Here is a 26,251-nt window from a genome sequence, read left to right on the forward strand (position 1 = left end):
TGAGGGCAGGGCCGCTATGGCTGCAGCCCGGCCGGCTGGTCACCCGGTGTTCTTCAGCTGCTGGCCGAGCTCGTCGGCGAGCTGGGTGATGGCCTGCTGCCAGCGGCGCGCGGCGGCCCGGAGGCAGACCTCGCTGGGCTGGGCCTCGAGGTCGGCGCGGATCGCGCCGAGCGTGACGTGGAAGCGGGCCTGCTCGGCGGTGAGCGCCAGGTGCTGGGCGCCCTGGCCGTCGCCTTCGACTGCGTCAAGGTCGACGGGCCCGTCGACGGGCCACTGGCCAGGGCGCTCGGTCATGCCGCCTGCTCCTTCGGCTGTGAGGGCACGTGGAACGCGGCCCTGATGACGTTCTTCTGCTGCTCGGAGAAGGGGGGCGCCGTGGCGACGATGCGGTGGATGCGCGCCCAGTAGGCGGCGTCACCGTGGTCGGCTCCGGCCGGGCGGCCGGGGACGTCGTTGTCCCCAGCTGCCGCGGTTGTGGTCTGGTCGGTCACGGGCGGGCCGCCGCTCGGTTGGCCTTGTCGGTGAAGTCCGACAGGACGAGCGTTTCGAGCGAGCCGGGGAGCGGGGGGAGGTCGAGGCCGATGGCGTCGGCGAGGAGCTTTCGGGCGGTGGCGTCCCGCTCGAAGTCGGGCCGGCCGGTGGGCATCAGCAGGAGGATCGGGTGTCCGGTGCGGACGATGACCCCGCCGTAGAAGTTCGGGTCGGCGATGCTCGCGTCGCCTATCTCGGCGTCGAGCTGGGTGAGCAGCTCGGTGAGGGGCGTGGTGAAGAGCTCCTCGGCGGTGACGCGGGGGCTGGCGGTCTCTACACTCGTCATTGAGTGCCTCGCTTTCGTGCTGTTCACGCGGTGTGGGTGTGGTGCTCGTCGGAAGCCGTCGCAGTTACAGCTGCGGCGGCTTCGCTGCTTTCGGGTGCGATGTGGAGGACCCGAAGCAGGTCTGCGGTAACTGCCCGATAGGAGCGGCCCGCGCGGATGACCTGGCACGGGAAGTCGCCAGCTTTTGCGAGGGCGTATGCGGTGGTGCGGCCGAGTCCGAACGCTCGTGCCGCCGTCTCGATGTCTACGGCGGCGGGCAGGGCGAGCAGCTCGCTGCGGGTGAGAGTCCTTCGACTCGTTGCCGTTGTCATGATTCGTGACACTCCTTGCGGAAGTTGCTTCCTGAGGAAGTGACCCGAGTGTGAGCCGGGCGTGCATCCGATGTCAAGCCGTGTTGTCTTGTGCAGACACAGAAGTCGTGGGACTGTCTTCGCCGTGACACAACGTCCGTCCTGGCCCATCCGGTGCCAGTTGGTCCGCACACATAACCCGTGGGAGTCTCGCCGTCATGACACAAGAAGCAGAGGTGCCCGAGTGGTCGGCGAAGCTGGCCTTGTCGATCGCGGGCGAGGTGCGGCGGCACCGGCAGGCGCAAGGTCTAAGCGCTCAACAACTGTCGGATCGGTGTGCCCGGATCGGGATGCCGATTCAGCGCTCAGTGCTCGCGAATATGGAAAGCGGCCGGCGGACGACCGTGACGGTTGCCGAGGTTCTCGTCCTCGCTCACGCGTTGGACGTTCCTCCTGGGGTTCTGCTGTTTCCCGTGGGGTATCAAACGCAATGCGAGGTGTTGCCAGGGGGGTACCAGGAACCCGCTTCAGCTGTCGACTGGTTGTCGGGACGAACCTTTTTTACTGAGGGTGCCTCTGGCGATTTCTTCGAAACGCCGCTGGGAATTGTTCGGCTGCATCAGGATCAGGTGCGCAAACTGCGGCAGGCGATGCGGGCGCGTAAGCATGCCAGGAGAGTTGCGGCACTTGCTGCCGACGAGTATCGGCAGGCTGACCAGCGTCGGGCAAATGTGAGTACGGAGCTTGACGAGGCGGTCCAGAGGGAGATCGGCGGGATCGAGTCAGCTACTGACTCTGACCATCTTTCGGCGCGGCGCTCCCGCCTCGCGGAACAAAAAGCGTCCCAGGAGCAGGTTGCTGAGGCTGCGAGAACCCAATACGAATATGCGCGAGAGCGAATGGTGCACGCCGAGCAAGCCGTGGTGACCTCGGAGCATGCGGTTTCCACCTACAGAGAGCAGCTGAGGTCTCGGGGTTTGGCTCTCCCTTTGCTTCCCCGTGAACTCCTGCACCTGGACCCCCATTCTCCTGCCCTTGAAGACATGCGGGAGAAGCCGGAAGATTTTACTGCGTCCACGGAGGGACAAGCGCTTCAGGACGTGCGTCTCAGCGAGGAGATTGAGCAGAGAGGCGAGTCTGCCGTGGCGCCGCCGGTGGACCCTGCCTCTGAGGCAGACGTCATCGCTCCCGTTTCCGGTTGGTCCCTGCCAAGAGAGGCTTATAACCAGGTGGCCGCAGAGGAGATTGCCGAAGCGCTCTCTCGAGTACTTGAGCGAAAGGGCATGCGGCTGGTTCACCGATCGGAACTAGACGATGACAGTGATGCTGACGCACCTCAGTGACGGCGTGATCGGTTCACCGCTTCCACCGTGTCTCGATGGCTTCGTAGTCGAAGTACCCGCCATCGGGCATGCGGCCGGGGCGGGGCTTGTGCAGGATCACCCGGAGCAGGGACCGCAGGACGGTGCGCCGGCGGTCGAGGTCGAGTGCGTCCCACGCCTTGCGTACATCGGGCACGCCGACCAGGCCGACGAGTGGATCCTTGGCCGCGGCCCGGGCCAGCTGGGCGGTGACGCCTTCGAGCTGGGCGCGCGCCGTGTCCGTGCCTTCGGTGAACTGGGCCATGGTGATCTGCCCGAAACCGAACATCCCCGCCAGGTCGGTGAGCCGCCGCCGGATCTGCTCGCTCTCCAACTGCAGGGCCGCGACGTCGACTCCGTCCGCGGCCGGGGCGAGGAGCTCGCCCGCGTCGTCGCCTGACAGGCGCTCGACGAGGAGGTCTTCGATGTACCGGTCGAGGGTCTCGGCCTTCCGGCCGCCACCGTGCTGGGCGTCGCACCGGTACGAGGGGTGGTTTCCGCCACCCGTTCGGGTGCATGTGACGTTCGCCGTGCAGCCCGGGCGCCCGCATTCGTAGATCAGCGACCCGAACCACTTCGGTGTCGGGCCCAGCGTTGTCACGCGGGACGGGTTCGTCAGGATCGCCACAACAGCCCTGAAGCGCGGCTCGTCGACGGCGGGCTCCCAGAGTCCGCGTCCGATCTCCTCGCCCCTGTAGACCGCGATTCCGGCGTTCCTCGGGCGCAGCAGCATGTCGCGCGCCGACTGGTGGTCGATCGCCTTGCCCGTCGTCGACTTCAGCCCCTTGTCGGCCAGCCACCTCACCCAGCCCCGGACCGACCCGCCGGACAGGATCTGATCCGTGCCGGCTTCGAGGGCCGCGGCCTCCTCGGGGACCAGCTTGTTCATGTCGAGGACGGGCACATCGATCTCCTCGTCGGTGCCCTTCACGGTCTTCTTCCGTGTCTCGCCGGTGGGCACGCCCCACCCGAATGGGCGAAGGCCGCCGGACCACTGTCCGGCCTTGGCCTTCTGCCGGCGCGCGGCGGCGACACGGTGGCCCTTGTGCTCGGACTCCTGGCGGGCGACGGCTCCGAGGATCCGCGCGGTCATCCGGCCGGACGGTGACGAGAGGTCGATTGATCCGGCTTGGCAGGTGTGCGTGGACACGCCGCGCCGCTCGGATAGGTCGATGTACTCCTCCAGCTCGGTGGGGGAGCGGTGCAGTCGGTCGGTGTGCCAGGCGATCACGATCGTGGCGGTGCCCAGCTCGAGGTCGGCGAGCATCCGCCGGTAGTCCTTGCGGAGCTTCCCGGAGAACGCGGAGACGTCGTTGTCGACGTACACCTCGACGACGTCCCAGCCGTTGCGTTCGGCGAGCGCCTGGCAGTCTTCGCGCTGTCGGTCGACGCCGAGGTTGGCGCCGGTGCGGTCCTGCGAAATTCTGCAATAGATCACTGCGCGTGTTCGGTGGGCGGGGTCTGCCGCGGTGCTCTTCATGAGCCGAGTGTCCGTCACCAGGGGTGGCTTTGTCACAGGTTCGGGAAGACGACTCTGCTGTCGAGCCTGCTGGGGGCGGTCGGTGAACGGGAGCGCATCGTGCTGGCCGAGGATTCGGCGGAACTGCGCCCGGATCACCCGCATGTGGTCCGGCTGGAGTCACGGCCCGCCAATCAGGAGGGTGCAGGGCAGGTGACGCTGCGGGACCTGGTGCGCCAGGCATTGCGTATGCGTCCTGACCGGCTGGTGGTGGGAGAGGTCAGGGGCGCGGAGGTGACGGAGCTTCTGGCAGCGCTCAACACCGGGCACGAAGGCGGTTGCGGCACGGTGCACGCCAATGCGGCCGAGCACGTTCCGGCGCGCCTGGAGGCACTCGGGACGGCTGCCGGCCTCGACCGTGCCGCACTGCACAGCCAGTTGGCGGCAGCCCTGTCCGTGGTCGTTCATCTGGTGCGCGACAGAGGCGGGCGGCGGCGTGTGGCAGAAGTGCATGTGCTCGAACGGGATTCCGCAGGCCTGGTCGTCACTGTGCCCGCGCTGCGCTGGGGTGCCGAGGGGTTCGAGCCTGAGCGGGGCTGGGAGAGGCTCGGGGCACTGATCGGAGACAAGCCATGACCCCGGGGGGTTCCGACGCGCTGACGCAGGTGCCCGCGTTGTTCATGGCCGGCTGTGCGGGCCTGGCGGGCGCTATGGCCGTGGCCCGGGATCCAGGGGCGCGGCGCGCCCGGGTGCTGACAACTCGGCGGGAGGAGCCGTGGGGGCCGGCGGCGCGGGCCTCGGCCCGCGCGATCTTCTCCGGGCGGCGGGAATGGCTGTGTGCCCCTGTAGCGGCCCTTCTCGCTGTGCTGGGTGAATCGGTGCTCCCCCTGCTCGCGGGCGCTGTGGCGGTACCGCTCGTGCGGCGCTGGCTGCTTCGTCGGGCACGGCGGCGTGAGCGTGAGGAGGCGGCCGACGCGGTGACCTCGCTCTGCGGGGCGCTGGTCGGCGAGTTGCGGGCCGGGCACGAGCCCGGGCAGGCGCTGCTCGCCGCAGCGCGGAACGCCGGTGCACTGGGCGTCGCCGAGCCCGCCGTGCTGGCCGCCGCGCGGTTCGGTGGCGATGTGCCGGGGACGCTGCGGCAAGCGGCGACAGGGCCCGGTCTCGGCGGGCTCGCGGGCATGGCCGCTTGCTGGCGCGTTGCGGTGGACGGCGGCGCGGGTCTCGCGGCCGGCCTGGCGCGCCTGGAGAGCGCACTGCGGGGTGAGAGACGGCGGCGGGAGGAGCTGCGGGCACAGCTGGCGGGCGCTTGGTCGACCGTAGTGGTCCTGGCGTTGCTGCCGGTGGCGGGCTTGGGGCTGGGGGCGGCACTCGGAGCGGATCCGCTGGAGGTTCTGCTGCACAGCCCGGCCGGACTCGTCTGCCTGGCGGCGGGTGGGCTGCTGGAAGCGGTGGGGTTGTTCTGGGCGTCGCGGATCGTGCGGACGGGGGAGGCGGCGTGAGCGGAGTGCCCGGCGCGGGGGACACGTTGGTGGCGGCCGGGGCGGTGGGGACGGCGCTGGGCTCGACCGCGTATCTCGCCTTCGCAGTCGCAGGCCGGCGGCATGATCGGGCGATACGCAGACGGGGGACGCTGCTGGCCGGGTGCTTCGTGAGTGGCCCGGGGCCGAGATGGATGGGCTTGCCGGCGCCCAGGTGGAGCGGTGCTCGGCGGTGGACGGTGTTCCTGGCCGTATGGGCAGGTGTCTGGTTCCTCGTCGGAGGAGTGGCTGGGAGCGGGGCCGGTCTCGCGGCGGCGTACGGCGTTCGGCGGTGGCAGCGCTCTCCCAGGGGGCGCAGGGCCGGCAAGGACGCGGAGGCTGCGTTGGTCTTCCGGCAGCTGCCGATCACCGCGGATCTGTTGGCGTCCTGCCTCTCGGCAGGCGCCGGGCCACGGGAAGCGGCGGAGGCGGTCGGGGAATCCATCGGGGGGCCGGTCGGGGAGCGGCTCGCTCGCACAGCGGCCGAGATTCTGCTCGGCGGTGAACCCGCGGAGGCATGGGGCAGGTTCGGGGAGCTGCCCGGTGCCGCACCACTGGCCCGCTGTCTTGAGCGCGCCGCGTCGACGGGGGCTCCGGCCGCGGGACCGGTTTCCAGGCTGGCCGATGAGATGCGTGCCGAGCGGGCGAGTGCGGCTGTGGCGCGTGCCCAGCGGGCCGGTGTGCTGATCACCGCGCCGGTGGGGCTCTGCTTCCTGCCCGCCTTTCTGGCCGTCGGTGTGGCGCCGGTGGTGATCGGGCTGGCGGCCGGCCTGCTGCACCGCGGCTGAGTGGGAAAAGCCGTATCTCCCGGATGCCGGCATCGAGCGTGAGCGGAGGCCTGACTCCGGCTTGCTCGAAGTGCCGGACCGAGGTTCTGAACGAGACAACGTGATTCGTGGACATGGGGGTCGAAATGAACAGGAAGGCCGTGGAGCGGTCTCTGAGTGCGCTGCGTCGTGAGTGGGAGGCCAGGTTCGGCACGCGTGTCCGGGCCCGAGGCCGTGACAGGGGGATGACGACGTCCGAGTACGCGGTGGGGACCATCGCCGCCTGTGCGTTCGCGGCGGTGCTCTACAAGGTGGTTACCAGCGGGACGGTGCTGTCGGCCTTGCAGTCGCTGATCAAGGACGCCCTCGATGCGAAATTCTGAGGAGCTGCGAAGAGGCCGGAGCGACGACCGGGGAGCGGTGACGGCAGAGGCGGCCATGGTCCTCCCCGTGCTGGTGGCCTTCGTCCTCGCCCTTCTCTGGGCACTGGTTGCCGCATCGGACCAGATCCGTTGTGTGGACGCCGCGCGTGCCGGAGCGCGGGCCGCGGCACGGTCGGAGCCGGAGGACTCGGTGCGGTCCGCGGCTCAGGAGGCGGCGCCGGCCCGGGCTCAGGTTGCGGTGGAGCGGACCGGGGGGCTGTGGCGGGTCCGTGTGGAGGCGCCGACGCCGGGGCCCGGGCCACTGGGCGTGACGCTGAGCGCCGAGGCGGTCGCCTTGGCCGAGGACACGGTGGGGGCGGAGCAGTGAGAGGGATGAGGGTCTGCCCCGGGTCACGGGACAGGGGGCTGGCGACGGTTTGGACGGCTGTCGTGACCGTGTCGCTCTGCGTGGTGTTCGCGGCGGTGCTCGCTCTCGGCCAGGCCGTCTCCGCCCGTCACAAGGCCGGCGGAGCGGCGGATCTGGCCGCGCTCGCCGCGGCCGACCAGGCGTTGCGGGGCGCGGGGACGGCGTGCGGAACCGCCGGCGAGGTGGCTTCGGCCCAAGGGGCGGAGATCGTGCGCTGTGCGGTGCGGGGAGAGGTCGCCGACGTGACGGTCCGGGCGCGCTTCGGCCCGTACGCACCTGAGGTCAGGTCGAGGGCGGGCCCTCCGGGCCCCTCGCCGCGCCCGGCGCCGTCGTCCGCCGAGGAGCCGGGGCACCCGCGTGGCCTCATCCGGCGGCGTTCTCCGGCCGCGGGTCCTCCGGGCTCTCCGGCCGCGGACCCGTCGGGTTCTCCGCCGGAAGGCCTTCCCCGGGCTCGGACGGCGCGGTTCTGAGCAGTTCGGTCAGGAGGCGTACGGCGCCTCGCTTGTGCAGTGGCTCGTTGCCGTTGCCGCACTTGGGGGACTGGACGCAGGACGGGCAGCCCGCCTCGCACTCGCAGGACGCGATGGCCTGGCGCGTCGCCGTGAGCCACGTACGAGCTGTGTGGAAGGCGCGCTCCGCGAAGCCGGCACCGCCCGGGTGGCCGTCATAGACGAACACCGTAGGAAGGAGCGTGTCCGGGTGCAGCGGAACGGAGACACCGCCGATGTCCCAGCGGTCGCAGGTGGCGAAGAGCGGAAGCATCCCGATGGAGGCGTGTTCGGCGGCGTGCAGGGCCCCTCCCAGGATCTCCGGGGTGATCCGGGCGGCATCGAGCTGGTCCTCGGTGACCGTCCACCACACGGCACGGGTGCGCAGGGTACGGGGCGGCAGGTCGAGTCTGGTCTCGCCCAGGACCTCCCCGGTGATCAGTTTGCGGCGCAGGAAGGAGACGACCTGATTGGTCACCTCGACGGAGCCGAAGCAGAGGCGCCCCTCGCCCCAGGGGATCTCGGTGTCCGTCTCCAGCACGGCGATCGCGGTCGTGTCCCGGGCGTTGGTCGAATACGGAGGGACGGCTTCCTCCACCAGGGCCACGGAATCCTCCAGGTCCAGCGCGCGGACGAGATATGTCCGGCCCTGGTGGAGATGGACGGCACCCTCGTGGACGGCGGTGTGCGCCGCTGATTCGTCGACGGTGCCCAGCAGCCGGCCGGTGCCCTCCTCGACGATCTGGACCGGACGGCCGCCCCCGCCGCGGATGTCGGTGAGGTCGGCGGCGCGTTCACGGCGGGTCCAGTGCCAGCCCGTCGTACGTCTGCGCAGCAGCTTCGCTGCCTCCAGCTGCGGCAGGAGCTCGGGCACCGCGGGGCCGAAGAGCTCGATGTCGGATTCCGTGAGCGGGAGTTCCGCGGCCGCGGCGCAGAGGTGGGGAGCGAGGACGTACGGGTTGTCGGGGTCAAGGACGGTCGACTCCACGGGCTGCTGGAACAACGCCTCGGGATGATGGACGAGGAAGGTGTCCAGCGGGTCGTCCCGGGCCACGAGGACGGCGAGAGCGCCCTGCCCCGAGCGTCCGGCACGACCGGCCTGCTGCCAGAGGGAGGCGCGGGTGCCCGGGTAGCCGGCGATGACCACGGCGTCCAGGCCCGAGACGTCGATGCCTAGCTCCAGGGCGGTCGTGGCGGCCAGGCCGAGCAGATCTCCCGAGTGCAGTGCTCGTTCCAGGGCCCGGCGTTCCTCGGGCAGGTAACCGCCGCGGTAGGCGGCGACGCGCCCGGGCAGCGAGCGGTCCACCTCGGCGAGCCGCTCCTTTGCGATGAGGGAGATGAGCTCGGCGCCGCGCCGGGAGCGTACGAAGGCGACGGAGCGCACGCCCTGGAGGGTCAGGTCGGTGAGGAGGTCGGCGGTCTCGGCCGTGGCGGTGCGGCGTACGGGAGCACCCTTCTCGCCGTGCAGCTCGGTCAGCGGAGGCTCCCAGAGGGCGAAGACCAGCTCTCCCCGGGGCGAGGCGTCGTCGGCGACCTCCTTGACGGGCAGGCCCGTGAGACGGCCGGCGGCGACCGAGGGCTGCGCGGCCGTGGCGGAGGCGAGGAGGAAGACGGGCTCTGAGCCGTAGCGGGCGCAGAGACGGCGTAGACGGCGGAGCACCTGGGCGACGTGGGAGCCGAAGACGCCGCGGTAGGTGTGGCACTCGTCGATGACGACGAAGCGGAGGGAGCGGAGGAAGGAGGCCCAGCGGGGGTGGGACGGGAGGATGCCCCGGTGCAGCATGTCGGGGTTCGTCAGGACGTAATTGGCGTACTGGCGCACCCATTCGCGTTCTTCCACCGGCGTGTCCCCGTCGTAGACGGCCGGCCGGATCGCGGCGCCGAGGGGTTCCGCGAGGGCCTTCACCGCGCGGCGCTGGTCGGCGGCCAGAGCCTTGGTGGGGGCGAGGTAGAGAGCGGTGGTGCCGCGGCCGTTCGGGGCATGGGAGCCGTCGAGGAGGGTACTCAGCACCGGAGCGAGGTAGGCGAGAGATTTGCCGGACGCCGTCCCGGTGGCGATCACCACGGACTCGCCGTCCAGGGCGTGCTCGGCCGCGGCGGCCTGATGCGTCCACGGATGGTCGATCCCGGCCCGCCCGATTGCCGAGACCACTTCCGGTCGGATGCGATCGGGCCAGAGCGCATGGGTTCCCGCACGCGGGGGCAAGTGCTCCGTATGAGTGATGCGCGTTGCCCGGCCCGCCGTTGCGGCGAGCCGGTCGAGAACCACCGCGGGAGAGGGGCGCGAGCCCGCGTTCTCGGGTGGTCGACTGGGGCGGTGATTCTTGGCCATCGGCACCGAGTGTGTCACTGGCGTGACGGACAATGGTCCCAAGGCGTCGTGCATGGCTGCTGGTAAGTGATTGAATGCCATCGCGGCTGGCGATCCGTCCCCTGGCCTCCGTCGGGGAGACCGAGGGGCGACCGCTCGATAGCAAGGTGCTGGAGGATCCGTGGACCTGTCCCTGTCGACTCGCAATGTGTCCGGGCCTGGTGGCGACCGTACGGTCGTCGAGGTCGGTGGCGAGATTGATGTGTATACCGCGCCCAAGCTGCGCGAGCAGTTGGTCGAGTTGGTGAATGACGGCAGCTACCACTTGGTTGTCGACATGGAAGGCGTCGACTTCCTCGACTCCACCGGCCTCGGCGTGCTCGTGGGCGGCTTGAAGCGTGTCCGGGCCCATGAGGGCTCGCTGCGCCTGGTGTGCAACCAGGAGCGCATTCTCAAGATCTTCCGGATCACAGGTCTGACCAAGGTGTTTCCCATCCACACCACGGTCGACGAGGCTGTCGCGGCTACCGACTGACTCGTCGGGTGCAGGCCGGCAGCTCCAAGGCCGGCAGGCACGCTGTGACGGACCGGCAGGCGGCAGCAGGCAGGCCGCCACGAGCAGGCGGTCGACCAAGTGGTCGGCTGCCGGCTTCGTCGGTTCCCGGAGGAGAATGAGAACAGGGGTGCCGGGCGCCACGCCCGGGCCCCTGAGATGCACGCCCGTACGTTCGAGGGGGATGGCATGCCAACCGTTGAACTCCGCTTCAGCGCTCAGCCCGAACACGTCAGGACGGCCCGCCTCGTGGCAGCCGCCGTGGCGCGCAGGGCCGGTGTCGACGAGGCGGTGCTCGACGAGGTCAGGCTCGCGGTCGGCGAGGCGTGCAGCCGCGCCGTAGGGCTGCACCGTAGCCATGACATCGCCGCCCCGGTCACGGTCGTTCTGACCGAGGAGGAGAAGGCTTTCTCCATCGAGGTCGGCGACGGGCACGTCGCCCCGGGAAGCGACGCCTCGGTGACGGGAGCGCAGGGCGGTGGAGGCCCGGACGATCCCGCGACCGACGCCGACAGCGAGGACGAGATGGGCCTCGCGGTCATCAGCGGACTGGTCGACGACGTGGAAGTCCGCACAGGTGCGGACGGTGGAGTGATCCGCATGTCCTGGCCGACGACTCCCGCCGTCGTGCTTCCCTGACCTGACCTGACCTGACCTGACCTGACCTGACCTGACCTGACCTGACCTGACCTGACCTGGCTCTGGTCGGCCCCTGGCCCGCTGAACCTGATCACGTTTTCCGGCCCTGCTGAGCAGGGCCTTTTTATTTCCGCTTGATCAATGATCTACGGCAATTCCCGTGCGTGTCATGCGTCTGCCCCATTACTGCAATCGGGTTCACATGCGCGCGAGATCATTTGTCATTGGGTGGACGAAAGTCGATTTCATTGACCACCCACTGTTTTGATCAGGCTCCGCTCCCTACAATCCGTCCACGTCTTGAGCGCTCAGCGTCAAGGAGGACGTATGGCGGAGTTCTTCAACACCCCACTGGCAGAACTGACGCACGTTCCCGTACCTTCCGGCCGGTCCACCGCACTCGCGGCCGCCGCACTCACCGACAGCAACCGGCTGATTGTCGTCGTCATCGCTGTCGTCGCCCTTGCCGCGCTGGTCGTGGCCAAGTTGCTCGCACGCCAGGTGCTGGCGGCGGGTGAAGGCACCGAACGCATGAAGGAGATCGCGGCGGCCGTCCAGGAAGGAGCGAATGCCTATCTTGCCCGGCAGTTGCGTACCGTCGGCATCTTCGCTGTCGTCGTGTTCTTCCTGCTCCTGCTGCTTCCGGCCGACAACTGGTCGCAGCGGGCCGGGCGCTCGCTGTTCTTCCTGGTGGGTGCGCTTTTCTCGGCAGCCACCGGTTACATCGGTATGCGGCTCGCCGTACGCAGCAATGTGCGTGTGGCCGCCGCCGCGCGTGAGGCGACTCCAGCGGAAGGAGAACCGGAGAGAGATCTCACCACCGTTTCGCACAAAGCGATGAAGATCGCTTTCCGTACGGGTGGTGTGGTCGGGATGATCACCGTGGGCCTCGGCCTGCTCGGTGCCTCCTGCGTGGTACTCGTCTATGCCGCCGACGCGCCCAAGGTGCTGGAGGGATTCGGTCTCGGCGCCGCGCTGATCGCCATGTTCATGAGGGTGGGGGGCGGCATCTTCACCAAGGCCGCCGACGTGGGTGCCGACCTCGTGGGCAAGGTGGAGCAAGGCATCCCCGAGGACGACCCGCGCAACGCCGCCACCATCGCCGACAACGTGGGCGACAACGTCGGCGACTGCGCGGGCATGGCCGCCGACCTCTTCGAGTCCTACGCCGTGACGTTGGTGGCCGCGCTGATCCTCGGCAAGGCCGCATTCGGCGACGCGGGGCTCGCCTTTCCGTTGATCGTCCCGGCGATCGGGGTGGTCACGGCGATGATCGGGATCTTCGCGGTCGCGCCCCGGCGCGCGGACCGGAGCGGGATGAGCGCCATCAACCGCGGGTTCTTCGTCTCCGCCGTGATCTCGCTCGCGCTCGTGGCCGTGGCCGTCTTCGTCCATCTGCCGTCCTCGTACGCCGGACTGGACGGCGTCACCGACGACGCCATCGCCTCGCACGGCGGCGACCCGCGCGTCTTCGCCCTGGTCGCCGTGGCCATCGGGATCGTGCTCGCCGCCCTGATCCAGCAGCTCACCGGCTACTTCACCGAGACCAGCCGGCGTCCCGTCCGGGACATCGGGAAGTCCTCGCTGACCGGCCCGGCCACCGTCGTGCTCGCGGGAATCTCCATCGGCCTGGAGTCGGCGGTCTACACCGCGCTCCTGATCGGTCTGGGTGTCTACGGGGCGTTCCTGCTCGGCGGTACGTCGATCATGCTCGCGCTCTTCGCGGTCGCCCTGGCGGGCACCGGTCTCCTCACCACCGTGGGGGTCATCGTCGCGATGGACACCTTCGGCCCGGTCTCCGACAACGCCCAGGGCATCGCCGAGATGTCCGGGGACGTCACGGGTGCGGGAGCCCAGGTCCTCACCGACCTGGACGCCGTCGGCAACACCACCAAGGCCATCACCAAGGGCATCGCGATCGCCACAGCGGTCCTGGCCGCGGCCGCGCTCTTCGGCTCGTACCGGGACGCCATCGCCACCGCGGTCGGAGATGTGGGGGCACAGGCGGGGGAGCTCGGGCTGAGCCTGGACATCTCGCAGCCGAACAATTTGGTCGGCCTGATCCTCGGAGCCGCGGTCGTCTTCCTCTTCTCCGGACTGGCCATCAACGCGGTCTCCCGTTCGGCGGGGGCCGTGGTCCACGAGGTGCGGCGGCAGTTCCGGGAGCACCCCGGGATCATGGACCGCACGGAGAAGCCGGAGTACGGCCGTGTCGTCGACATCTGCACCAAGGACGCGCTGCGCGAGCTGGCCACACCCGGGCTGCTCGCGGTCCTGGCACCGATCGCGGTGGGATTCACCCTGGGGGTCGGTGCCCTCGGCTCCTACCTCGCGGGCGCGATCGCCACGGGAACCCTGATGGCCGTCTTCCTCGCCAACTCCGGAGGTGCGTGGGACAACGCCAAGAAACTGGTCGAGGACGGCCATCACGGCGGCAAGGGCAGCGAGGCCCATGCCGCGACGGTCATCGGCGACACGGTCGGCGACCCGTTCAAGGACACGGCGGGCCCCGCCATCAACCCGCTGCTCAAGGTGATGAATCTCGTGGCGCTGCTCATCGCCCCCGCGGTGGTTCAGTTCAGTTACGGGGACGACGCGAGTCCGGGCGTGCGTGCCCTGGTGGCCGGCATCGCCATCGTCGTCATCATCGGCGCCGTCTACGTGTCCAAACGACGGGGAATCGCCGTGGGTGACAGCGACAGCGACAGCGACAGCGGGGGCCACGGTGGCGACGGCGGCGGGGGCGGCCCTGCCAAGTCCGCCGGCCCTGCGGCGGTTTCCTGACACGACAGGTCATGGGCGGTGCGGTGCCGTGTCCGACACCCGCTCAGCACGGCGGCGGACGGCGCGTACTGACGTGCCGTCCGCCGCTCCGCGTCGCGTCGGCTGCCGCCGGCAGGGCGTCTCGGACATGTGTCCGAGTGCGCAGGTGAGTTGTATCTCCCTAGTTACCCTTGGTGCAAATGGCTGCAAAAGAATATATATCGGATGCCTGCCGCCTGATTGCTGCCTGCTCGGCGTGTAAGTTCCGGGGCCGAGAGCCTTGGAAGGGACCCAATCCGGTGAACAAGAAGCTTGCAGCCGCACTGTCCGGCGGTGCGGTACTCGTACTGACGCTGTCGGGCTGCAGCGACGACAGCGACAACAAGGTGAACGACTGGGCGAAGAAGGTCTGCGACCAGGTTCAGCCGCAGTTGCAGAAGATCGCGAACGCCAATGCCGCGATCCAGCAGCAGACCGCGGACAACAGCAAGCCCGCTGACGTCCAGAAGACCGACTCGGCCGCCTTCCAGCAGATCTCGGGGGCCTACAAGGCGCTGGGCACGGCCGTGCAGTCGGCGGGCGCACCGCCCGTGGACGGCGGGGAGACCACCCAGAAGGAGGCCGTGAAGGAGCTCAACGCCTCCTCGGCGGCCTACGCGGACCTCAAGACGAAGGTCGACGCGCTCGACACGAAGGACCAGGCGAAGTTCGCCGACGGTCTCAAGGACATCGCCGACGAGCTGAACAAGATCAGCACCAACGGTGACCAGGCGCTGAAAAAGCTTCAGTCCGGCGAGGTCGGCTCGGCGATGGCCAAGCAGAAGGGCTGCCAGAAGCCGACTGCCTCGGCCCCGCCCGCCTCCGCGCCGTCCGCCCCGGCATCACCCTCGCCGAGCGAGAAGGCGAGCGACGAGAAGGCGAGCGACGAAAAGGCGAGCGAGAAGGCCGACGACGAGAAGGCCGACGACAAGGCGAGCGAGAAGTCGTAGCGGCGTACAGCGCCGGACCGGCATCCGCAGCGGCCGGCCGTCCTCGTGGACGCCCGGCCGCTGCCGTTGTCGGCGGGAGCGGACACAATGGTCGGGTGAGTACGTCCAGCCTTCCCGCATCCGACCGTGCCCCCCGGCTCCGCGAAGCCCTGATCGCCGCCGCCTTCACCGCCGACGGCCTCCTGGAACGCCTCGGCGCGCCCGCGTACACCGCACTCGCCCGCAGCGAGACCGTCCCGGCGCTCCGGGCCACCCGCAAGGGCTCGCCGCTCGACACGCTGGTGCGGCTGTTCCTTCTGCAGCGCCCTGTTCCCGCCCCCGCGGCCACTGCGGCCCTTCCACTGGAGGAGTGCGTGGAGGACGGCTGGGTGGTGCACGAGGGCGACCTGGTCAGAGCGACCGTCGACGTGCGGCCTTACGGCGGGCCGGAGGGCCAGGACTGGTTCATCGTGTCCGACCTGGGATGCGCCGTAGGCGGGGCCGGCGGCATCGGCTCGCACGACGAGGGCGTCGTCCTCGGAGTCGGCGGTGCCTCCACCACACTCGCCGGGATCACCGTGCGCAGGCCCGTGGCCTCCGCCCTCGATATCGGTACGGGCTCCGGCATCCAGGCCCTGCACGCCGCCCAGCACGCCACGAGGGTGACCGCCACGGACGTCAACCCGCGTGCCCTCGAATTCACCCGTCTCACCCTCGCGCTGTCCGGAGCCGCCCCCGCCGACCTGCGGGAGGGCTCCCTCTTCGAACCGGTCGGTACGGAGACGTACGACCTGATCGTGTCCAACCCGCCCTTCGTCATCTCGCCCGGCGCCCGGCTGACCTACCGCGACGGCGGCATGGGCGGCGACGATCTGTGCCGGGCGCTCGTGCAGGAGGCCGGGGACCGGCTCAACGAGGGCGGATACGCGCAGTTCCTCGCCAACTGGCAGCACGTGGAAGGCGAGGAGTGGCAGGACCGGGTGCGCTCCTGGGTTCCCGCCGGATGCGACGCCTGGATCGTGCAGCGCGAGGTGCAGGACGTCACGCAGTACGCCGAGCTGTGGCTGCGCGACAGCGGCGACCACCGCACCGATCCCGCGCTGTACACCGAGCGGTACGAGGCGTGGCTGGACGAGTTCGAGGCCCGCAGCACCAAGGCCGTCGGCTTCGGCTGGATCACGCTCCGGAAGTCCGCCGCTGCCGCAGCCGGGAATCCCTCGCTCGTCGCCGAGGAGTGGCCGCACTCGATCGAGCAGCCCCTCGGGCCCGCCGTCGAGGCCCATTTCGCACGGCAGGACTACCTGCGGGAACACGACGACGCGGCGCTGCTCGCCGCGCACTTCACGCTTGCCGAGGAGGTCGTGCAGGAGCAGGTCGGGCTGCCTGGGGCGGAGGATCCCGAGCACGTGGTGCTGCGTCAGCACCGCGGGATGCGCCGGGCGACCAAGGTCGACGCCGTCGGGGCCGGGTTCGCGGGCGTGTGCGACGGATCGCTCCCCGCGGGGCGCATCCTGGACGCCATCGCCCAGCTGACGGCGGAGGACCCGGTGCTGCTGCGCGACCGCACCCCGCAGGCGATCCGGCTGCTGGTGGAGGAAGGCTTCCTGGACCCCGTGCGCTGACGCCTTCCCTGCGGTGACGGGAGCCCGTGGCGCCGGTCTCCCCGGCCCTCCTCCACGCTCCGCTCCGTAAGCCCGAGCCGTGCGCCCCGGCGCTCGACACCCCTGCGACCAGGGCCTGAGCGTCCGCCCGCACGCCGCCCCGGTGCGGTGTGCGGGTTCCGCTCACGGCCGTTCGCCGGGCGGCCGCGCGGCGTTCATCCGCGGTTCGCGCCGAGGCCGCCCCGGCGTGGCAGCCTCCCCTCTGCCGAGGGCCGAGGCGCCCGCAGGCCCGAGCGTGAGGGGTACGACATGGAGAGTGTCACCGCGGTCTTCGCCGGTGCGGCCTTCGCGCTGTTCGGTGCCGCCCTCCTCGTCTGGACGGGGGCGCGCACCATCCAGCGGGCGCCGGTCGCGCTCGGTGTGAGCCCTGTCGCCTCCACCGCCCTCGCCACCCTCTTCGGCGTACTCTTCCTCGTCCTCGGCGTGTGGTGCTTCATCCGCGTCTGATCCGCTTGCCCGGTGGGGGCGTCGGCCGCCGGCCGGCCGTTCCCGCAGGTTCCCCCGCAGGACCGCGAAACCCGCAGGCGACAGCCGTGCACGGAGTGGACCGGGCGGTCCGGGCGGCAGGAATGGCGGAAGTCGGGTTACCGTTCGAGTGGCCGTTGCGGGCTTTTACCGTTTGACACGGGGGCGGGTTGTACCGTCACACTCCGCAGCGACAGCACCGCGGGCAGCGTAAGAGCGCTGCCCGGATGCCCCACGAGTGCCGACCGGAGAGAAGAGCGAAGTTGTCCCCGACCAGCGAGACCGCAGGCCGCCGACTCGTCATTGTCGAGTCGCCTGCCAAGGCGAAGACGATCAAGGGCTATCTCGGCCCCGGATACGTCGTCGAGGCGAGCGTCGGGCACATCCGCGACCTGCCGAACGGCGCCGCCGAGGTGCCGGACGAGTACACCGGTGAGGTACGCCGCCTCGGTGTGGACGTCGAAAACGACTTCCAGCCGATCTACGTCGTCAATGCCGACAAGAAAGCCCAGGTCAGGAAGCTCAAGCAGCTCCTCGCCGAATCCGACGAACTCTTCCTCGCCACCGATGAGGACCGCGAGGGCGAAGCCATCGCGTGGCACCTGCAGGAAGTCCTCAGGCCCAAGGTCCCGGTCCACCGGATGGTCTTCCACGAGATCACCAAGGACGCGATCAGGGCCGCCGTCGCCAACCCGCGCGAGCTCAACCAGCGCATGGTCGACGCCCAGGAGACCCGTCGCATCCTCGACCGCCTCTACGGCTACGAGGTCTCGCCGGTCCTGTGGAAGAAGGTCATGCCGCGGCTCTCCGCGGGCCGTGTCCAGTCGGTCGCCACCCGCCTCGTCGTCGAGCGGGAGCGCGAGCGCATCGCCTTCCGTTCCGCCGAGTACTGGGACCTGACCGGCACCTTCGCCACCGGACGCGCCGGTGACCTCTCCGACCCCTCGACGCTCACCGCCCGCCTCAGCGCGGTCGACGGGCGCCGCATCGCCCAGGGCCGCGACTTCGGTCCCGACGGGCAGCTCAAGCAGGGCTCCGCACAGACGCTGCACCTGGACGAGGCGAACGCCCGCGCCCTGGCCGCGGCGCTCGCCGACTCCGCGTTCGCGGTCCGCTCGGTCGAGTCGAAGCCGTACCGCCGCTCGCCGTACGCGCCCTTCCGTACGACGACCCTCCAGCAGGAGGCCAGCCGGAAGCTGGGGTTCGGGGCCAAGGCCACGATGCAGGTGGCGCAGAAGCTGTACGAGAACGGCTTCATCACCTACATGCGTACGGACTCCACCACCCTCTCGGACACCGCGGTCTCAGCGGCCCGGGCGCAGGTCACACAGCTGTACGGTGCGAACTACCTGCCCGACAAGCCCCGCACGTACGCAGGGAAGGTCAAGAACGCGCAGGAGGCGCACGAGGCGATCCGCCCCTCGGGCGACCGCTTCCGCACCCCGGCCGAGACCGGCCTCACCGGCGACCAGTTCCGGCTCTACGAGCTGATCTGGAAGCGGACCGTCGCCTCCCAGATGAAGGACGCCGTCGGTAACTCCGTCACCGTCAAGATCGGTGGACGGGCGAGCGACGGCCGGGACGCCGAGTTCTCCGCGTCCGGCAAGACGATCACCTTCCACGGCTTCATGAAGGCGTACGTCGAAGGCGCGGACGACCCGAACGCCGAGCTGGACGACCGTGAGCGCAGGCTGCCGCAGGTCGCCGAGGGCGACGCGCTGACCGCCGACGAGGTCACGGTCGACGGCCACGCCACCAAGCCGCCGGCCCGTTACACCGAGGCCTCGCTGGTCAAGGAGCTCGAAGAGCGCGAGATCGGCCGTCCGTCGACGTACGCCTCGATCATCGGGACCATCCTCGACCGCGGCTACGTGTTCAAGAAGGGCACGGCCCTGGTGCCGTCGTTCCTCTCGTTCGCCGTGGTCAACCTGCTGGAGAAGCACTTCGGCCGGCTCGTCGACTACGACTTCACCGCCCGTATGGAGGACGACCTCGACCGCATCGCGCGGGGCGAGGCCCAGTCCGTGCCATGGCTGCGGCACTTCTACTTCGGCACGGGTGACGGCACGACCGGTGCGGGCGCGGCCTCCGCCGCGGGCAACGGCGACGGGGACCACCTCGGTGGTCTGAAGGAACTCGTGACCGACCTGGGCGCGATCGACGCCCGCGAGATCTCCTCGTTCCCCGTCGGCAACGACATCAAGCTCCGCGTCGGCCGCTACGGCCCGTACATCGAGCGTGGTGAGAAGGACTCCGAGGGCCACCAGCGCGCGGACGTGCCGGAGGACCTGGCGCCCGACGAGCTGTCCGTGGAGTACGCGGAGGAACTGCTGGCCAAGCCGAGCGGCGACTTCGAGCTCGGCACCGACCCGGTCAGCGGTCACCAGATCATCGCGAAGGACGGCCGCTACGGCCCGTACGTCACCGAGGTACTCCCCGAGGGCACCCCGAAGACGGGCAAGAACGCGGTGAAGCCGCGGACCGCGTCACTCTTCAAGTCCATGTCCCTCGACACGGTGACGCTGGCCGACGCGCTCAAGCTGATGTCCCTGCCGAGGGTCGTCGGCGAGGACGCCGACGGCGTCGAGATCACCGCGCAGAACGGCCGCTACGGGCCCTACCTGAAGAAGGGGACGGACTCGCGTTCCCTCACGTCCGAGGACCAGCTCTTCGACATCACGCTCGACGAGGCCCTCGCGATCTACGCGCAGCCGAAGCAGCGGGGGCGGGCCGCCGCCAAGCCGCCGCTGAAGGAGCTGGGCACGGACCCCGTGAGCGGATCCCCGGTGGTCGTGAAGGACGGCCGCTTCGGCGCGTACGTCACCGACGGCGAGACGAACGCGACGCTGCGGACCGACGACAGCGTCGAGGACATCACGCCGGAGCGCGGTTACGAGCTGCTCGCCGAGAAGCGGGCGAAGGGCCCGGCGAAGAAGAAGACGGCGAAGAAGGCTCCGGCCAAGAAGGCGACCGCGAAGAAGGCCACGGCGGCGAAGAAGACGACCGCCAAGAAGACCACCGCCACCAAGACGACGGCCGCCAAGAAGACCACCGCCGCCAAGAAGGCGCCGGCGAAGAAGGCGACCGCCGCGGCGAAGAAGACCGCTTCGGCCCCCTCCGAGGAGAGCTGACGGCGAGCTGATCCGCCGGCGGTCGGCCGCGCGAGCCGAGGAAAGCAGGCGTTCAGCCGTGCACGTACGACGGAAGGGCCGGGGAGACCCGGCCCTTCCGTCGTTGTCGCGAGGTGCCGACGACGTGCCCGTTGGGCATATGTTCGGACGCGCCCCCCGGCCACCGCACCGCTCCCGATAGGCTGGGCGGATGACGCGAGCCGAGCAGCCACCGGTCGTGAGCCCCACCTCCGACACACTTGCCGCAGACTCACGCGAGCGCGCCGTACGAGCCCTGTTGCGTGTTCCCCCGCTCAGGCGGTTGTGGAGCGCCCAGCTCGTCGGCAGTATCGGCGATTCACTCGCCCTTCTTGTGCTTGTGCTTTTGTCGCTGCAGGCGGCGGTCCTCGAGGGCTCCTTCGGGGCCGGATACCGCGGGGCGGCCTTTGCCGTCGCCGCCGTGTTCGGTGCCCGGATTCTTTCCACCGTGCTCTTCGGAGCCGTACTACTGGGACCCCTTACGGCGCTCACGGCGCCCGGCGGTCCGATCGACCGGCGCTGGCTGATGATCGGGGCGGACGCGCTGCGGCTCGCCCTGCTGGTCGTCGCGCCCCTGTGGATCGACTGGATGCCGGACAAGGCACTCATGATGATCCTGATCACCGTCTTCGTGGCAGGCGTCGGCGAACGGCTGTGGGCGGTGGCCAAGGAGAGCGCGGCTCCCGCGCTGCTTCCCGCCCCGCCCCCGGAGGGCGCCGCCGTGCGCCCGCTGCCGGACCACCTCGACGCCCTCCGCACGCTCTCCCTGCGGACGAACTTCCTGGCGGTCCCCGCGGCCGCGGTCGTGCTGGTGGTCGCCGCGCTGATCGGTGAACTGCTGGGCACCGGCTTCGACTGGTTCTCCTTCCACGAGGCCGCCCTCGGGTCCTACATCGCGGCGGGGCTCTTCGCCGCCTCCGTCTCGACGCTGTACTTCCTCCAGCTTCCGGCCACCCGCACGCCCCGCCCGCGCTCGCCCCTGGAAGGCCTGCGCCGGCCGGCCGGCACAACGGGGCCCGACAAGGGCCGCACCGGGAGCATCCCGCTGGTCGTCGCCGCGTGCGCCGCGGTCGCCGGGGCCATCGCCGCAGCAGCGGGCGTCTCCGTGCTGCACGCCGCCGACCTCGGTGGCGGGCCCGCCACCTTCGCCCTGCTGATCCTGGCCCTGACCGGTGGCACCGCGCTCGGTATCCGTACCGCGCGGAAGGTGCTCCCCGCCCTTTCGCGTCGCCGGCTGCTGGCCCTGGCGGTCGCTGTCACGGGCGTGGCGCTCCTCGCGCTCGGCCTGGTGCCCGACACCGCCACCGGGCTGCTGATCGCGCTGCTCGCCGGTTACGCGGCGGGGGTCGCCGCCAACATCGGGCACGCGGTCATCGACCAGGAGACGGAGGCGTTCCGGCAGGCCAGGGCCACCGAGCACCTCCAGGCCGTGGTCCGGGTGCTGGTCGCGCTCGGCGCGGTGGGCGGACCGCTGCTCGCCGCCGCCATCGGACGGCACCGTCTGGGGTCCGGCGACTTCGTCTTCGCGCACGGCGGCGCGGCCTTCACGCTGATGCTCGTCGGCGCGCTGCTGCTGCCCGTCGCGGTGACCGTCCTCGCCAGGACCGACGACCGTGCCGGTGTGCCGCTCCGCCGCGACCTGCGTGAGGCGCTGCGCGGCGGCGACACCCCCGTCGCCCCCGCGGCGAACGGTTTCTTCCTCGTCCTGGAGGGCGGCGACGGAGCCGGAAAGTCCACTCAGGTCGAGGCACTCGCCGAATGGATCCGCGCCAAGGGCCATGAGGTCGTCGTGACGCGCGAGCCGGGTGCCACCCCGGTCGGCAAGCGCCTGCGGTCGATCCTGCTGGACGTGTCGTCGGCCGGTCTGTCGAACCGGGCCGAGGCGCTGCTGTACGCCGCGGACCGGGCCGAGCACGTGGACTCGGTCGTCCGCCCGGCGCTGGAGCGCGGCGCGATCGTGATCTCCGACCGCTACATCGACTCGTCCGTGGCCTACCAGGGCGCGGGCCGTGACCTCGCCCCGACCGAGATCGCCCGGATCTCGCGCTGGGCGACGAGTGGGCTCGTACCGCACCTGACGGTCCTTCTGGACGTCGACCCGGAGACGGCACGGGAACGCTTCACCGAGGCACCCGACCGGCTGGAGTCCGAACCGGCCGAATTCCACACCCGGGTGCGGTCCGGCTTCCTCACCCTCGCGGCGGCCGACCCGGCCCGCTACCTGGTGGTGGACGCCGGGCAGGAGCCGGAAGCGGTCACCACGGTCGTACGCCACCGGCTCGACCGGCTGCTCCCGCTCTCCGAGGCCGAGATCAAGGCTCAGGAAGAGGCACGCAAGGCCGCCGAGGAGGAAGCCCGGCGCAAGGCCGAGGAAGAGGCCGCGCGCAAGGCCGAGGAGGAGCGGCTGGAGCGCGAGCGGCAGGCTCAGCTCGCCAAGCTCCGCGCCGAGGAGGAGGAGCGCAGGCGCCGCGAGGAGGAAGAGGCGCGGCAGCGCGAGGCCGAACGGCAGGCCGAGGAGGCACGGCAGCGTGCCGAGGAGGCCCGCCGCCGCGCGGAGGAGGAGCGAGCCCGTCTCGAAGCCGAGGAGCGGGTGCGCGAGGCCGAGCAGGAGCGGCTGCGCCTGCAGGCCCAGGAGGAGGCGCGGCTGCGCAAGGAGGCGGAGGAACTGCGCCTGGAGAAGCAGCGCAAGGCGGAGGAGGCGCTGGTGCGGGCCGAGGAGGCCCGCCGCCGTGCCGAGGCCGAGGCGGCTGCCCGCGCCGAGGAGGCGGCGGCAGCCGCCGCCGCGGAGCGTTCCCAGGAGTCCGGCTCCCGGTCCACCGGGCCGACCGTGCCGGACAACGAGCTCACCGTCCCGACTCCGGTCGTGAACCCGAACGAGATCACGCAGCCTGTGCCGGTCGCCCGGCCGGACCGCCCGGCGCCCGACGCGGACGAGACGACTGTCCTGCCGCCGGTGCGCGACGCGGACGAGACCGCTGTCCTGCCGCCCGTGCGTGACGGGGACCCGTCGGACCGGGTTCCGCCGGGTGTCTTCCGGGACGAGCGCGGGGCCTCCCGCCCCGAGAGTGAGAACGAGCGGACGCGTGAGCTGCCGCAGATCAGTGACGACCCGCAGGGGGGACCGGCGGCGCAGGGCGCTTCCGGCCGCCAGAAGCGTCCGCGTCCCGACTGGGCCGAGGAGACGCCGCTCGACGATCTGCCGTCCCTGGCCGACGAACTGCTCGGCGGTAACGACGACGACCAGGGCGGCTCCGGACGCGGCGGGCGCCGGCCCCGCCGCTGACGGGCGGATGCCGGGCGCGGGCACGGAACGCCGGGACTGTCGGACCCTTCCCGCACAATAGGGAGGCGCCGGGGTTCCGGCGTTCCAGCACCACGCCACCGGAAGGGCGGTGACCATGACCGTTTGGGACGACCTGGTCGGACAGGACCGGGTGCAGGAGCAGCTCGGTGCCGCCGCCCGGGACGCCGATGTCCTGGTGACCGCCGTCTCCGCGGGTGAGCCGGTGCCGCCCGGATCGAAGATGACCCATGCCTGGCTGTTCACGGGTCCGCCCGGCTCGGGCAGGTCCACGGCCGCCCGTGCCTTCGCCGCCGCGCTCCAGTGCACCAGCCCCGACCGTGCCCTGGGCGGGGCTCCCGGCTGCGGCTTCTGCGACGGCTGCCACACGGCTCTGATCGGTACCCACGCAGACGTCGAGGTGATCCGGACGGATCTGCTCTCGATCGGCGTGAAGGAGACCCGTGAGCTGGTGCGCCGTGCCCAGTTGTCCCCCGCCGTGGGCCGCTGGCAGGTCATCGTCATGGAGGACGCCGACCGCCTCACCGAGGGCGCGGGCAACGTCCTGCTGAAGGCGGTGGAGGAGCCCGCGCCCCGCACGGTGTGGCTGCTCTGCGCACCCTCCCTCGAGGACGTGCTGCCCACGATCCGCTCCCGCTGCCGTCACCTCACGCTCCGTACGCCCCCGGTCGACGCCGTGGCCGAGGTGCTGATCAGGCGTGACGGCATCGACCCGGAGCGGGCCGCGTCGGCCGCCCGTGCCACCCAGGGGCACATCGGCCGGGCGCGACGGCTGGCCACGGACGAGCGGGCCCGGGCCCGCCGTGCCGCCGTGCTCAAGCTTCCGCTGCGCGTCCATGACGTCGGCGGCTGCCTCAAGGCGGCCCAGGAGCTGATCGACACGGCGACCGACGACGCCAAACAGGTCGCCGAGGAGGTCGACGTCAAGGAGACGGACGATCTGAAGGCGGCGCTCGGTGGTGTCGCGGGGGGCCGGATGCCTCGTGGGACGGCGGGTGCGATGAAGGAGCTGGAGGACAGGCAGAAGCGCCGCAGGACGCGTACGCAGCGCGACAGCCTGGACCTCGCACTCAGCGAGCTGACCGGCTTCTACCGCGATGTGCTGGCACTCCAGCTCGGCTCCCGGATCGCCCTCGCCAACACCGACGTACGGGACTCCCTCGACCGGATCGCCGAGTCGTCCACCCCCGAGCGCACCCTGCGCCGGATAGAGGCCGTGATCGCCTGCCGCCGCGCCCTCGACCGTAACGTCGCGCCGTTGCTGGCCGTGGAGGCCATGGCGGTCGCGCTCCGGGCGGGCTGAGCCCGGCGTTCACCTGCGGACCGCACCCAGGGTGCGAATTCACCCGTATGAGCAGGGAATCGGTCGAGTCGTCACACGGCGGCTACGCTCCGGGGATGGACACCAGGCGCCTGCTCCGCATCTTCGCCACCGCGCTCGGCACTGCCGGCCTCCTCGTCTCCGGCTGCAGCAGCGGAAGTTCGGCGCCGAGCGCGTCGGCGACGGGTTCGGCGGTCGCCGAGGAACTCGAGCCGTACTACGCGCAGAAGCTGCGCTGGCGGGACTGCGGCGTGGAGGGCTTCCAGTGCACCACGATGAAGGCGCCGCTCGACTACGCGAAGCCCGGCGGCGGGGACGTGAAGCTGGCCGTCTCGCGTAAGAAGGCCACCGGCCCGGGCAAGCGGATCGGTTCGCTCCTGGTCAACCCCGGCGGCCCCGGCGGCTCGGCCGTCGGCTACCTCCAGGGGTACGCGGCCATCGGCTACCCCGCCCCGGTCCGCGCCCGGTACGACATGGTGGCCGTCGACCCGCGCGGAGTGGCCCGCAGTGAACCGGTCAAGTGCCTCACCGGCAAGGAAATGGACGCCTACACGCAGGTCGACCAGACTCCGGACGACAAGGGCGAGATCACCGAGCTGAACAAGTCCTTCAAGAAGTTCGCCGACGGCTGCGCGAAGCGCTCCGGCACGATCCTTCCGCATGTGTCCACGGTCGAGACGGCGCGTGACATGGACATCCTGCGGTCCCTGCTCGGAGACGAGAAGCTGAACTACGTCGGTGCCTCGTACGGCACGTTCCTCGGCGCGACCTACGCCGACCTGTTCCCCGCCCGGGCGGGGCGCCTCGTCCTGGACGGGGCGATGGACCCCTCGCTCCCCGCGGTGGACATCAACCGCGATCAGACCGCCGGTTTCGAGACGGCCTTCCAGTCGTTCGCCGCGGACTGCGTGAAGCAGGCCGACTGTCCGCTGGGCACCACGTCCACCGCCGCGGCCGCGACCGCCCTGAAGAAGCTCTTCGGTGATCTGGACGCCGAGCCCGTGCCGACCGGCGAGACCCGGAAGCTGACCGAATCCCTGGCGACCACGGGTGTGATCGCCGCCATGTACGACGAGGCCGCCTGGCCCCAGCTCCGCGAGGCCGTCGCCTCCGCTCGGCGCGGTGACGGCGCCGGCCTCCTCTCGCTGGCCGACAGCTACTACGAGCGCGGGCCGAGCGGCAAGTACGCCAACCTCATGTTCGCCAACGCCGCCGTGAACTGCCTCGACCTGGCCCCCGCCTTCGCCGGTCCCGCAGAGGTGGAGAACGCCGTGCCGGAATTCGAGAAGGCCTCCCCGGTCTTCGGCAGGGGCTTCGCCTGGGCCGCGCTGAACTGCGGATCCTGGCCCGTGGAGCCCACCGGCACCCCGCACCGCACCGAGGCGGAGGGCGCGGCCCCGATCGTCGTGGTCGGCACCACCCGGGACCCGGCCACCCCGTACAAGTGGGCCGAGTCCCTCGCGGAGCAGCTCTCCTCCGGCACTTTGCTGACCTACGAGGGCGACGGGCACACGGCGTACGGCCGGGGCAGCGACTGCGTCGACACGGCGATCAACACCTACCTGCTGGAGGGCACGCCGCCCAAGGACGGAAAGAAGTGCACCTGACCTGCGGATACGGCAGCGGCGCCGG

22 protein-coding genes and 1 pseudogene are annotated in these 26,251 nt (G+C 70.7%); 17 read left to right on the forward strand and 6 right to left on the reverse strand.

Features of this window, described 5'->3' with window-relative positions:
• Positions 1 to 39: 39 nt before the first annotated feature.
• Genes ACZ32T_RS16480 through ACZ32T_RS16495 form a run of 4 tightly spaced genes read right to left on the reverse strand, consistent with a single transcriptional unit; the run spans position 40 to position 1,128 of the window.
• On the reverse strand, positions 40 to 294 hold the full coding sequence (locus ACZ32T_RS16480; RefSeq protein WP_467367480.1) for a hypothetical protein: 255 nt from the start codon (positions 292 to 294) through the stop codon (positions 40 to 42).
• On the reverse strand, positions 291 to 491 hold the full coding sequence (locus ACZ32T_RS16485; protein ID WP_467367482.1) for a hypothetical protein: 201 nt from the start codon (positions 489 to 491) through the stop codon (positions 291 to 293). The genes ACZ32T_RS16480 and ACZ32T_RS16485 overlap by 4 nt, the downstream gene beginning before the upstream one ends.
• Entirely contained in the window at positions 488 to 817 is a 330-nt protein-coding gene (locus ACZ32T_RS16490; protein WP_467367483.1) for a hypothetical protein, read from the reverse strand. The genes ACZ32T_RS16485 and ACZ32T_RS16490 overlap by 4 nt, the downstream gene beginning before the upstream one ends.
• Before the next feature lie 23 nt (positions 818 to 840).
• Complete coding sequence (locus ACZ32T_RS16495; protein WP_467367485.1) at positions 841 to 1,128, reverse strand: hypothetical protein; 288 nt, start codon at positions 1,126 to 1,128, stop codon at positions 841 to 843.
• 197 nt (positions 1,129 to 1,325) lie between these two features.
• Here ACZ32T_RS16495 and ACZ32T_RS16500 point away from each other — a divergent pair, with 197 nt between their 5' ends.
• Positions 1,326 to 2,450, forward strand: coding sequence for a helix-turn-helix domain-containing protein (locus tag ACZ32T_RS16500; RefSeq protein ID WP_467367486.1), 1,125 nt, complete (start codon positions 1,326 to 1,328; stop codon positions 2,448 to 2,450).
• A gap of 13 nt (positions 2,451 to 2,463) precedes the next feature.
• On the opposite strand, the gene ACZ32T_RS16505 is transcribed toward ACZ32T_RS16500, so the two are convergent.
• Positions 2,464 to 3,948, reverse strand: coding sequence for a recombinase family protein (locus ACZ32T_RS16505; RefSeq protein ID WP_467367488.1), 1,485 nt, complete (start codon positions 3,946 to 3,948; stop codon positions 2,464 to 2,466).
• Positions 3,949 to 3,990: 42 nt separating this feature from the next.
• Between ACZ32T_RS16505 and ACZ32T_RS16510 the strand changes: the two are divergent.
• From ACZ32T_RS16510 to ACZ32T_RS16535, 6 genes and pseudogenes are all read left to right on the forward strand, one after another.
• A pseudogene (locus ACZ32T_RS16510) lies at positions 3,991 to 4,563 on the forward strand (ATPase, T2SS/T4P/T4SS family); the annotation flags it as partial.
• Positions 4,560 to 5,426 (forward strand): type II secretion system F family protein, encoded by an 867-nt coding sequence (locus ACZ32T_RS16515; RefSeq protein WP_467367490.1) that lies wholly within the window; start codon positions 4,560 to 4,562, stop codon positions 5,424 to 5,426. The pseudogene ACZ32T_RS16510 and the gene ACZ32T_RS16515, both read left to right, overlap by 4 nt.
• Before the next feature lie 5 nt (positions 5,427 to 5,431).
• Positions 5,432 to 6,232: a type II secretion system F family protein gene (locus ACZ32T_RS16520; protein ID WP_467367600.1), complete on the forward strand. Its 801-nt coding sequence runs from the start codon at positions 5,432 to 5,434 to the stop codon at positions 6,230 to 6,232.
• Between the two features lie 125 nt (positions 6,233 to 6,357).
• Positions 6,358 to 6,594 (forward strand): DUF4244 domain-containing protein, encoded by a 237-nt coding sequence (locus ACZ32T_RS16525; RefSeq protein ID WP_467269675.1) that lies wholly within the window; start codon positions 6,358 to 6,360, stop codon positions 6,592 to 6,594.
• The gene (locus tag ACZ32T_RS16530; RefSeq protein WP_467367492.1) at positions 6,581 to 6,961 is read left to right on the forward strand and encodes a TadE family type IV pilus minor pilin; all 381 of its coding nucleotides are present in this window, start codon (positions 6,581 to 6,583) and stop codon (positions 6,959 to 6,961) included. Before ACZ32T_RS16525 ends, ACZ32T_RS16530 begins: the two co-directional genes overlap by 14 nt.
• Before the next feature lie 5 nt (positions 6,962 to 6,966).
• The gene (locus ACZ32T_RS16535; protein WP_467367494.1) at positions 6,967 to 7,470 is read left to right on the forward strand and encodes an Rv3654c family TadE-like protein; all 504 of its coding nucleotides are present in this window, start codon (positions 6,967 to 6,969) and stop codon (positions 7,468 to 7,470) included.
• On the opposite strand, the gene ACZ32T_RS16540 is transcribed toward ACZ32T_RS16535, so the two are convergent.
• Entirely contained in the window at positions 7,364 to 9,901 is a 2,538-nt protein-coding gene (locus ACZ32T_RS16540) for a DEAD/DEAH box helicase (protein WP_467367496.1), read from the reverse strand. The genes ACZ32T_RS16535 and ACZ32T_RS16540 overlap by 107 nt on opposite strands.
• A 79-nt stretch (positions 9,902 to 9,980) precedes the next feature.
• Between ACZ32T_RS16540 and ACZ32T_RS16545 the strand changes: the two genes are divergently transcribed.
• From ACZ32T_RS16545 to ACZ32T_RS16590, 10 genes are all read left to right on the forward strand, one after another.
• Positions 9,981 to 10,334 (forward strand): STAS domain-containing protein, encoded by a 354-nt coding sequence (locus tag ACZ32T_RS16545; protein WP_003967428.1) that lies wholly within the window; start codon positions 9,981 to 9,983, stop codon positions 10,332 to 10,334.
• A gap of 207 nt (positions 10,335 to 10,541) precedes the next feature.
• The gene (locus ACZ32T_RS16550) at positions 10,542 to 10,991 is read left to right on the forward strand and encodes an ATP-binding protein (RefSeq protein WP_467367498.1); all 450 of its coding nucleotides are present in this window, start codon (positions 10,542 to 10,544) and stop codon (positions 10,989 to 10,991) included.
• A 327-nt stretch (positions 10,992 to 11,318) separates the two neighbouring features.
• A complete protein-coding gene (locus ACZ32T_RS16555) occupies positions 11,319 to 13,775 on the forward strand; it encodes a sodium-translocating pyrophosphatase (protein ID WP_467367500.1) in 2,457 nt (818 codons plus the stop codon).
• 278 nt (positions 13,776 to 14,053) lie between these two features.
• Positions 14,054 to 14,743: a small secreted protein gene (locus ACZ32T_RS16560; RefSeq protein WP_467269685.1), complete on the forward strand. Its 690-nt coding sequence runs from the start codon at positions 14,054 to 14,056 to the stop codon at positions 14,741 to 14,743.
• Positions 14,744 to 14,838: 95 nt separating this feature from the next.
• A complete protein-coding gene (locus ACZ32T_RS16565) occupies positions 14,839 to 16,344 on the forward strand; it encodes a DUF7059 domain-containing protein (protein ID WP_467269687.1) in 1,506 nt (501 codons plus the stop codon).
• A gap of 288 nt (positions 16,345 to 16,632) precedes the next feature.
• A complete protein-coding gene (locus ACZ32T_RS16570; RefSeq protein ID WP_467269688.1) occupies positions 16,633 to 16,830 on the forward strand; it encodes a hypothetical protein in 198 nt (65 codons plus the stop codon).
• Between the two features lie 281 nt (positions 16,831 to 17,111).
• Positions 17,112 to 19,979, forward strand: coding sequence for a type I DNA topoisomerase (gene topA / locus ACZ32T_RS16575; protein WP_467269689.1), 2,868 nt, complete (start codon positions 17,112 to 17,114; stop codon positions 19,977 to 19,979).
• Between the two features lie 190 nt (positions 19,980 to 20,169).
• The gene (tmk, locus tag ACZ32T_RS16580) at positions 20,170 to 23,280 is read left to right on the forward strand and encodes a dTMP kinase (RefSeq protein WP_467367503.1); all 3,111 of its coding nucleotides are present in this window, start codon (positions 20,170 to 20,172) and stop codon (positions 23,278 to 23,280) included.
• 115 nt (positions 23,281 to 23,395) lie between these two features.
• Positions 23,396 to 24,601: a DNA polymerase III subunit delta' gene (locus tag ACZ32T_RS16585; protein WP_356713836.1), complete on the forward strand. Its 1,206-nt coding sequence runs from the start codon at positions 23,396 to 23,398 to the stop codon at positions 24,599 to 24,601.
• A gap of 95 nt (positions 24,602 to 24,696) precedes the next feature.
• Positions 24,697 to 26,226 carry an alpha/beta hydrolase gene (locus ACZ32T_RS16590; RefSeq protein ID WP_467269694.1) on the forward strand — a complete coding sequence of 510 codons (1,530 nt, stop codon included), beginning with the start codon at positions 24,697 to 24,699 and terminating at the stop codon, positions 26,224 to 26,226.
• Positions 26,227 to 26,251 lie beyond the last annotated feature (25 nt).

It is taken from the genome of Streptomyces sp. NPDC023573, assembly GCF_055559735.1.

What these genes read in the sequence shown, in the direction of transcription:
- ACZ32T_RS16480 (WP_467367480.1), bottom strand. Translation starts at nt 294, where the DNA reads ATGACCGAGCGCCCTGGCCAGTGGCCCGTCGACGGGCCCGTCGACCTT.
- ACZ32T_RS16490 (WP_467367483.1), bottom strand. Translation starts at nt 817, where the DNA reads ATGACGAGTGTAGAGACCGCCAGCCCCCGCGTCACCGCCGAGGAGCTC.
- ACZ32T_RS16495 (WP_467367485.1), bottom strand. Translation starts at nt 1,128, where the DNA reads ATGACAACGGCAACGAGTCGAAGGACTCTCACCCGCAGCGAGCTGCTC.
- ACZ32T_RS16500 (WP_467367486.1), top strand. Translation starts at nt 1,326, where the DNA reads ATGACACAAGAAGCAGAGGTGCCCGAGTGGTCGGCGAAGCTGGCCTTG.
- ACZ32T_RS16505 (WP_467367488.1), bottom strand. Translation starts at nt 3,948, where the DNA reads ATGAAGAGCACCGCGGCAGACCCCGCCCACCGAACACGCGCAGTGATC.
- ACZ32T_RS16515 (WP_467367490.1), top strand. Translation starts at nt 4,560, where the DNA reads ATGACCCCGGGGGGTTCCGACGCGCTGACGCAGGTGCCCGCGTTGTTC.
- ACZ32T_RS16525 (WP_467269675.1), top strand. Translation starts at nt 6,358, where the DNA reads ATGAACAGGAAGGCCGTGGAGCGGTCTCTGAGTGCGCTGCGTCGTGAG.
- ACZ32T_RS16530 (WP_467367492.1), top strand. Translation starts at nt 6,581, where the DNA reads ATGCGAAATTCTGAGGAGCTGCGAAGAGGCCGGAGCGACGACCGGGGA.
- ACZ32T_RS16535 (WP_467367494.1), top strand. Translation starts at nt 6,967, where the DNA reads ATGAGGGTCTGCCCCGGGTCACGGGACAGGGGGCTGGCGACGGTTTGG.
- ACZ32T_RS16540 (WP_467367496.1), bottom strand. Translation starts at nt 9,901, where the DNA reads ATGGCATTCAATCACTTACCAGCAGCCATGCACGACGCCTTGGGACCA.
- ACZ32T_RS16550 (WP_467367498.1), top strand. Translation starts at nt 10,542, where the DNA reads ATGCCAACCGTTGAACTCCGCTTCAGCGCTCAGCCCGAACACGTCAGG.
- ACZ32T_RS16555 (WP_467367500.1), top strand. Translation starts at nt 11,319, where the DNA reads ATGGCGGAGTTCTTCAACACCCCACTGGCAGAACTGACGCACGTTCCC.
- ACZ32T_RS16570 (WP_467269688.1), top strand. Translation starts at nt 16,633, where the DNA reads ATGGAGAGTGTCACCGCGGTCTTCGCCGGTGCGGCCTTCGCGCTGTTC.
- tmk (WP_467367503.1), top strand. Translation starts at nt 20,170, where the DNA reads ATGACGCGAGCCGAGCAGCCACCGGTCGTGAGCCCCACCTCCGACACA.
- ACZ32T_RS16585 (WP_356713836.1), top strand. Translation starts at nt 23,396, where the DNA reads ATGACCGTTTGGGACGACCTGGTCGGACAGGACCGGGTGCAGGAGCAG.
- ACZ32T_RS16590 (WP_467269694.1), top strand. Translation starts at nt 24,697, where the DNA reads ATGGACACCAGGCGCCTGCTCCGCATCTTCGCCACCGCGCTCGGCACT.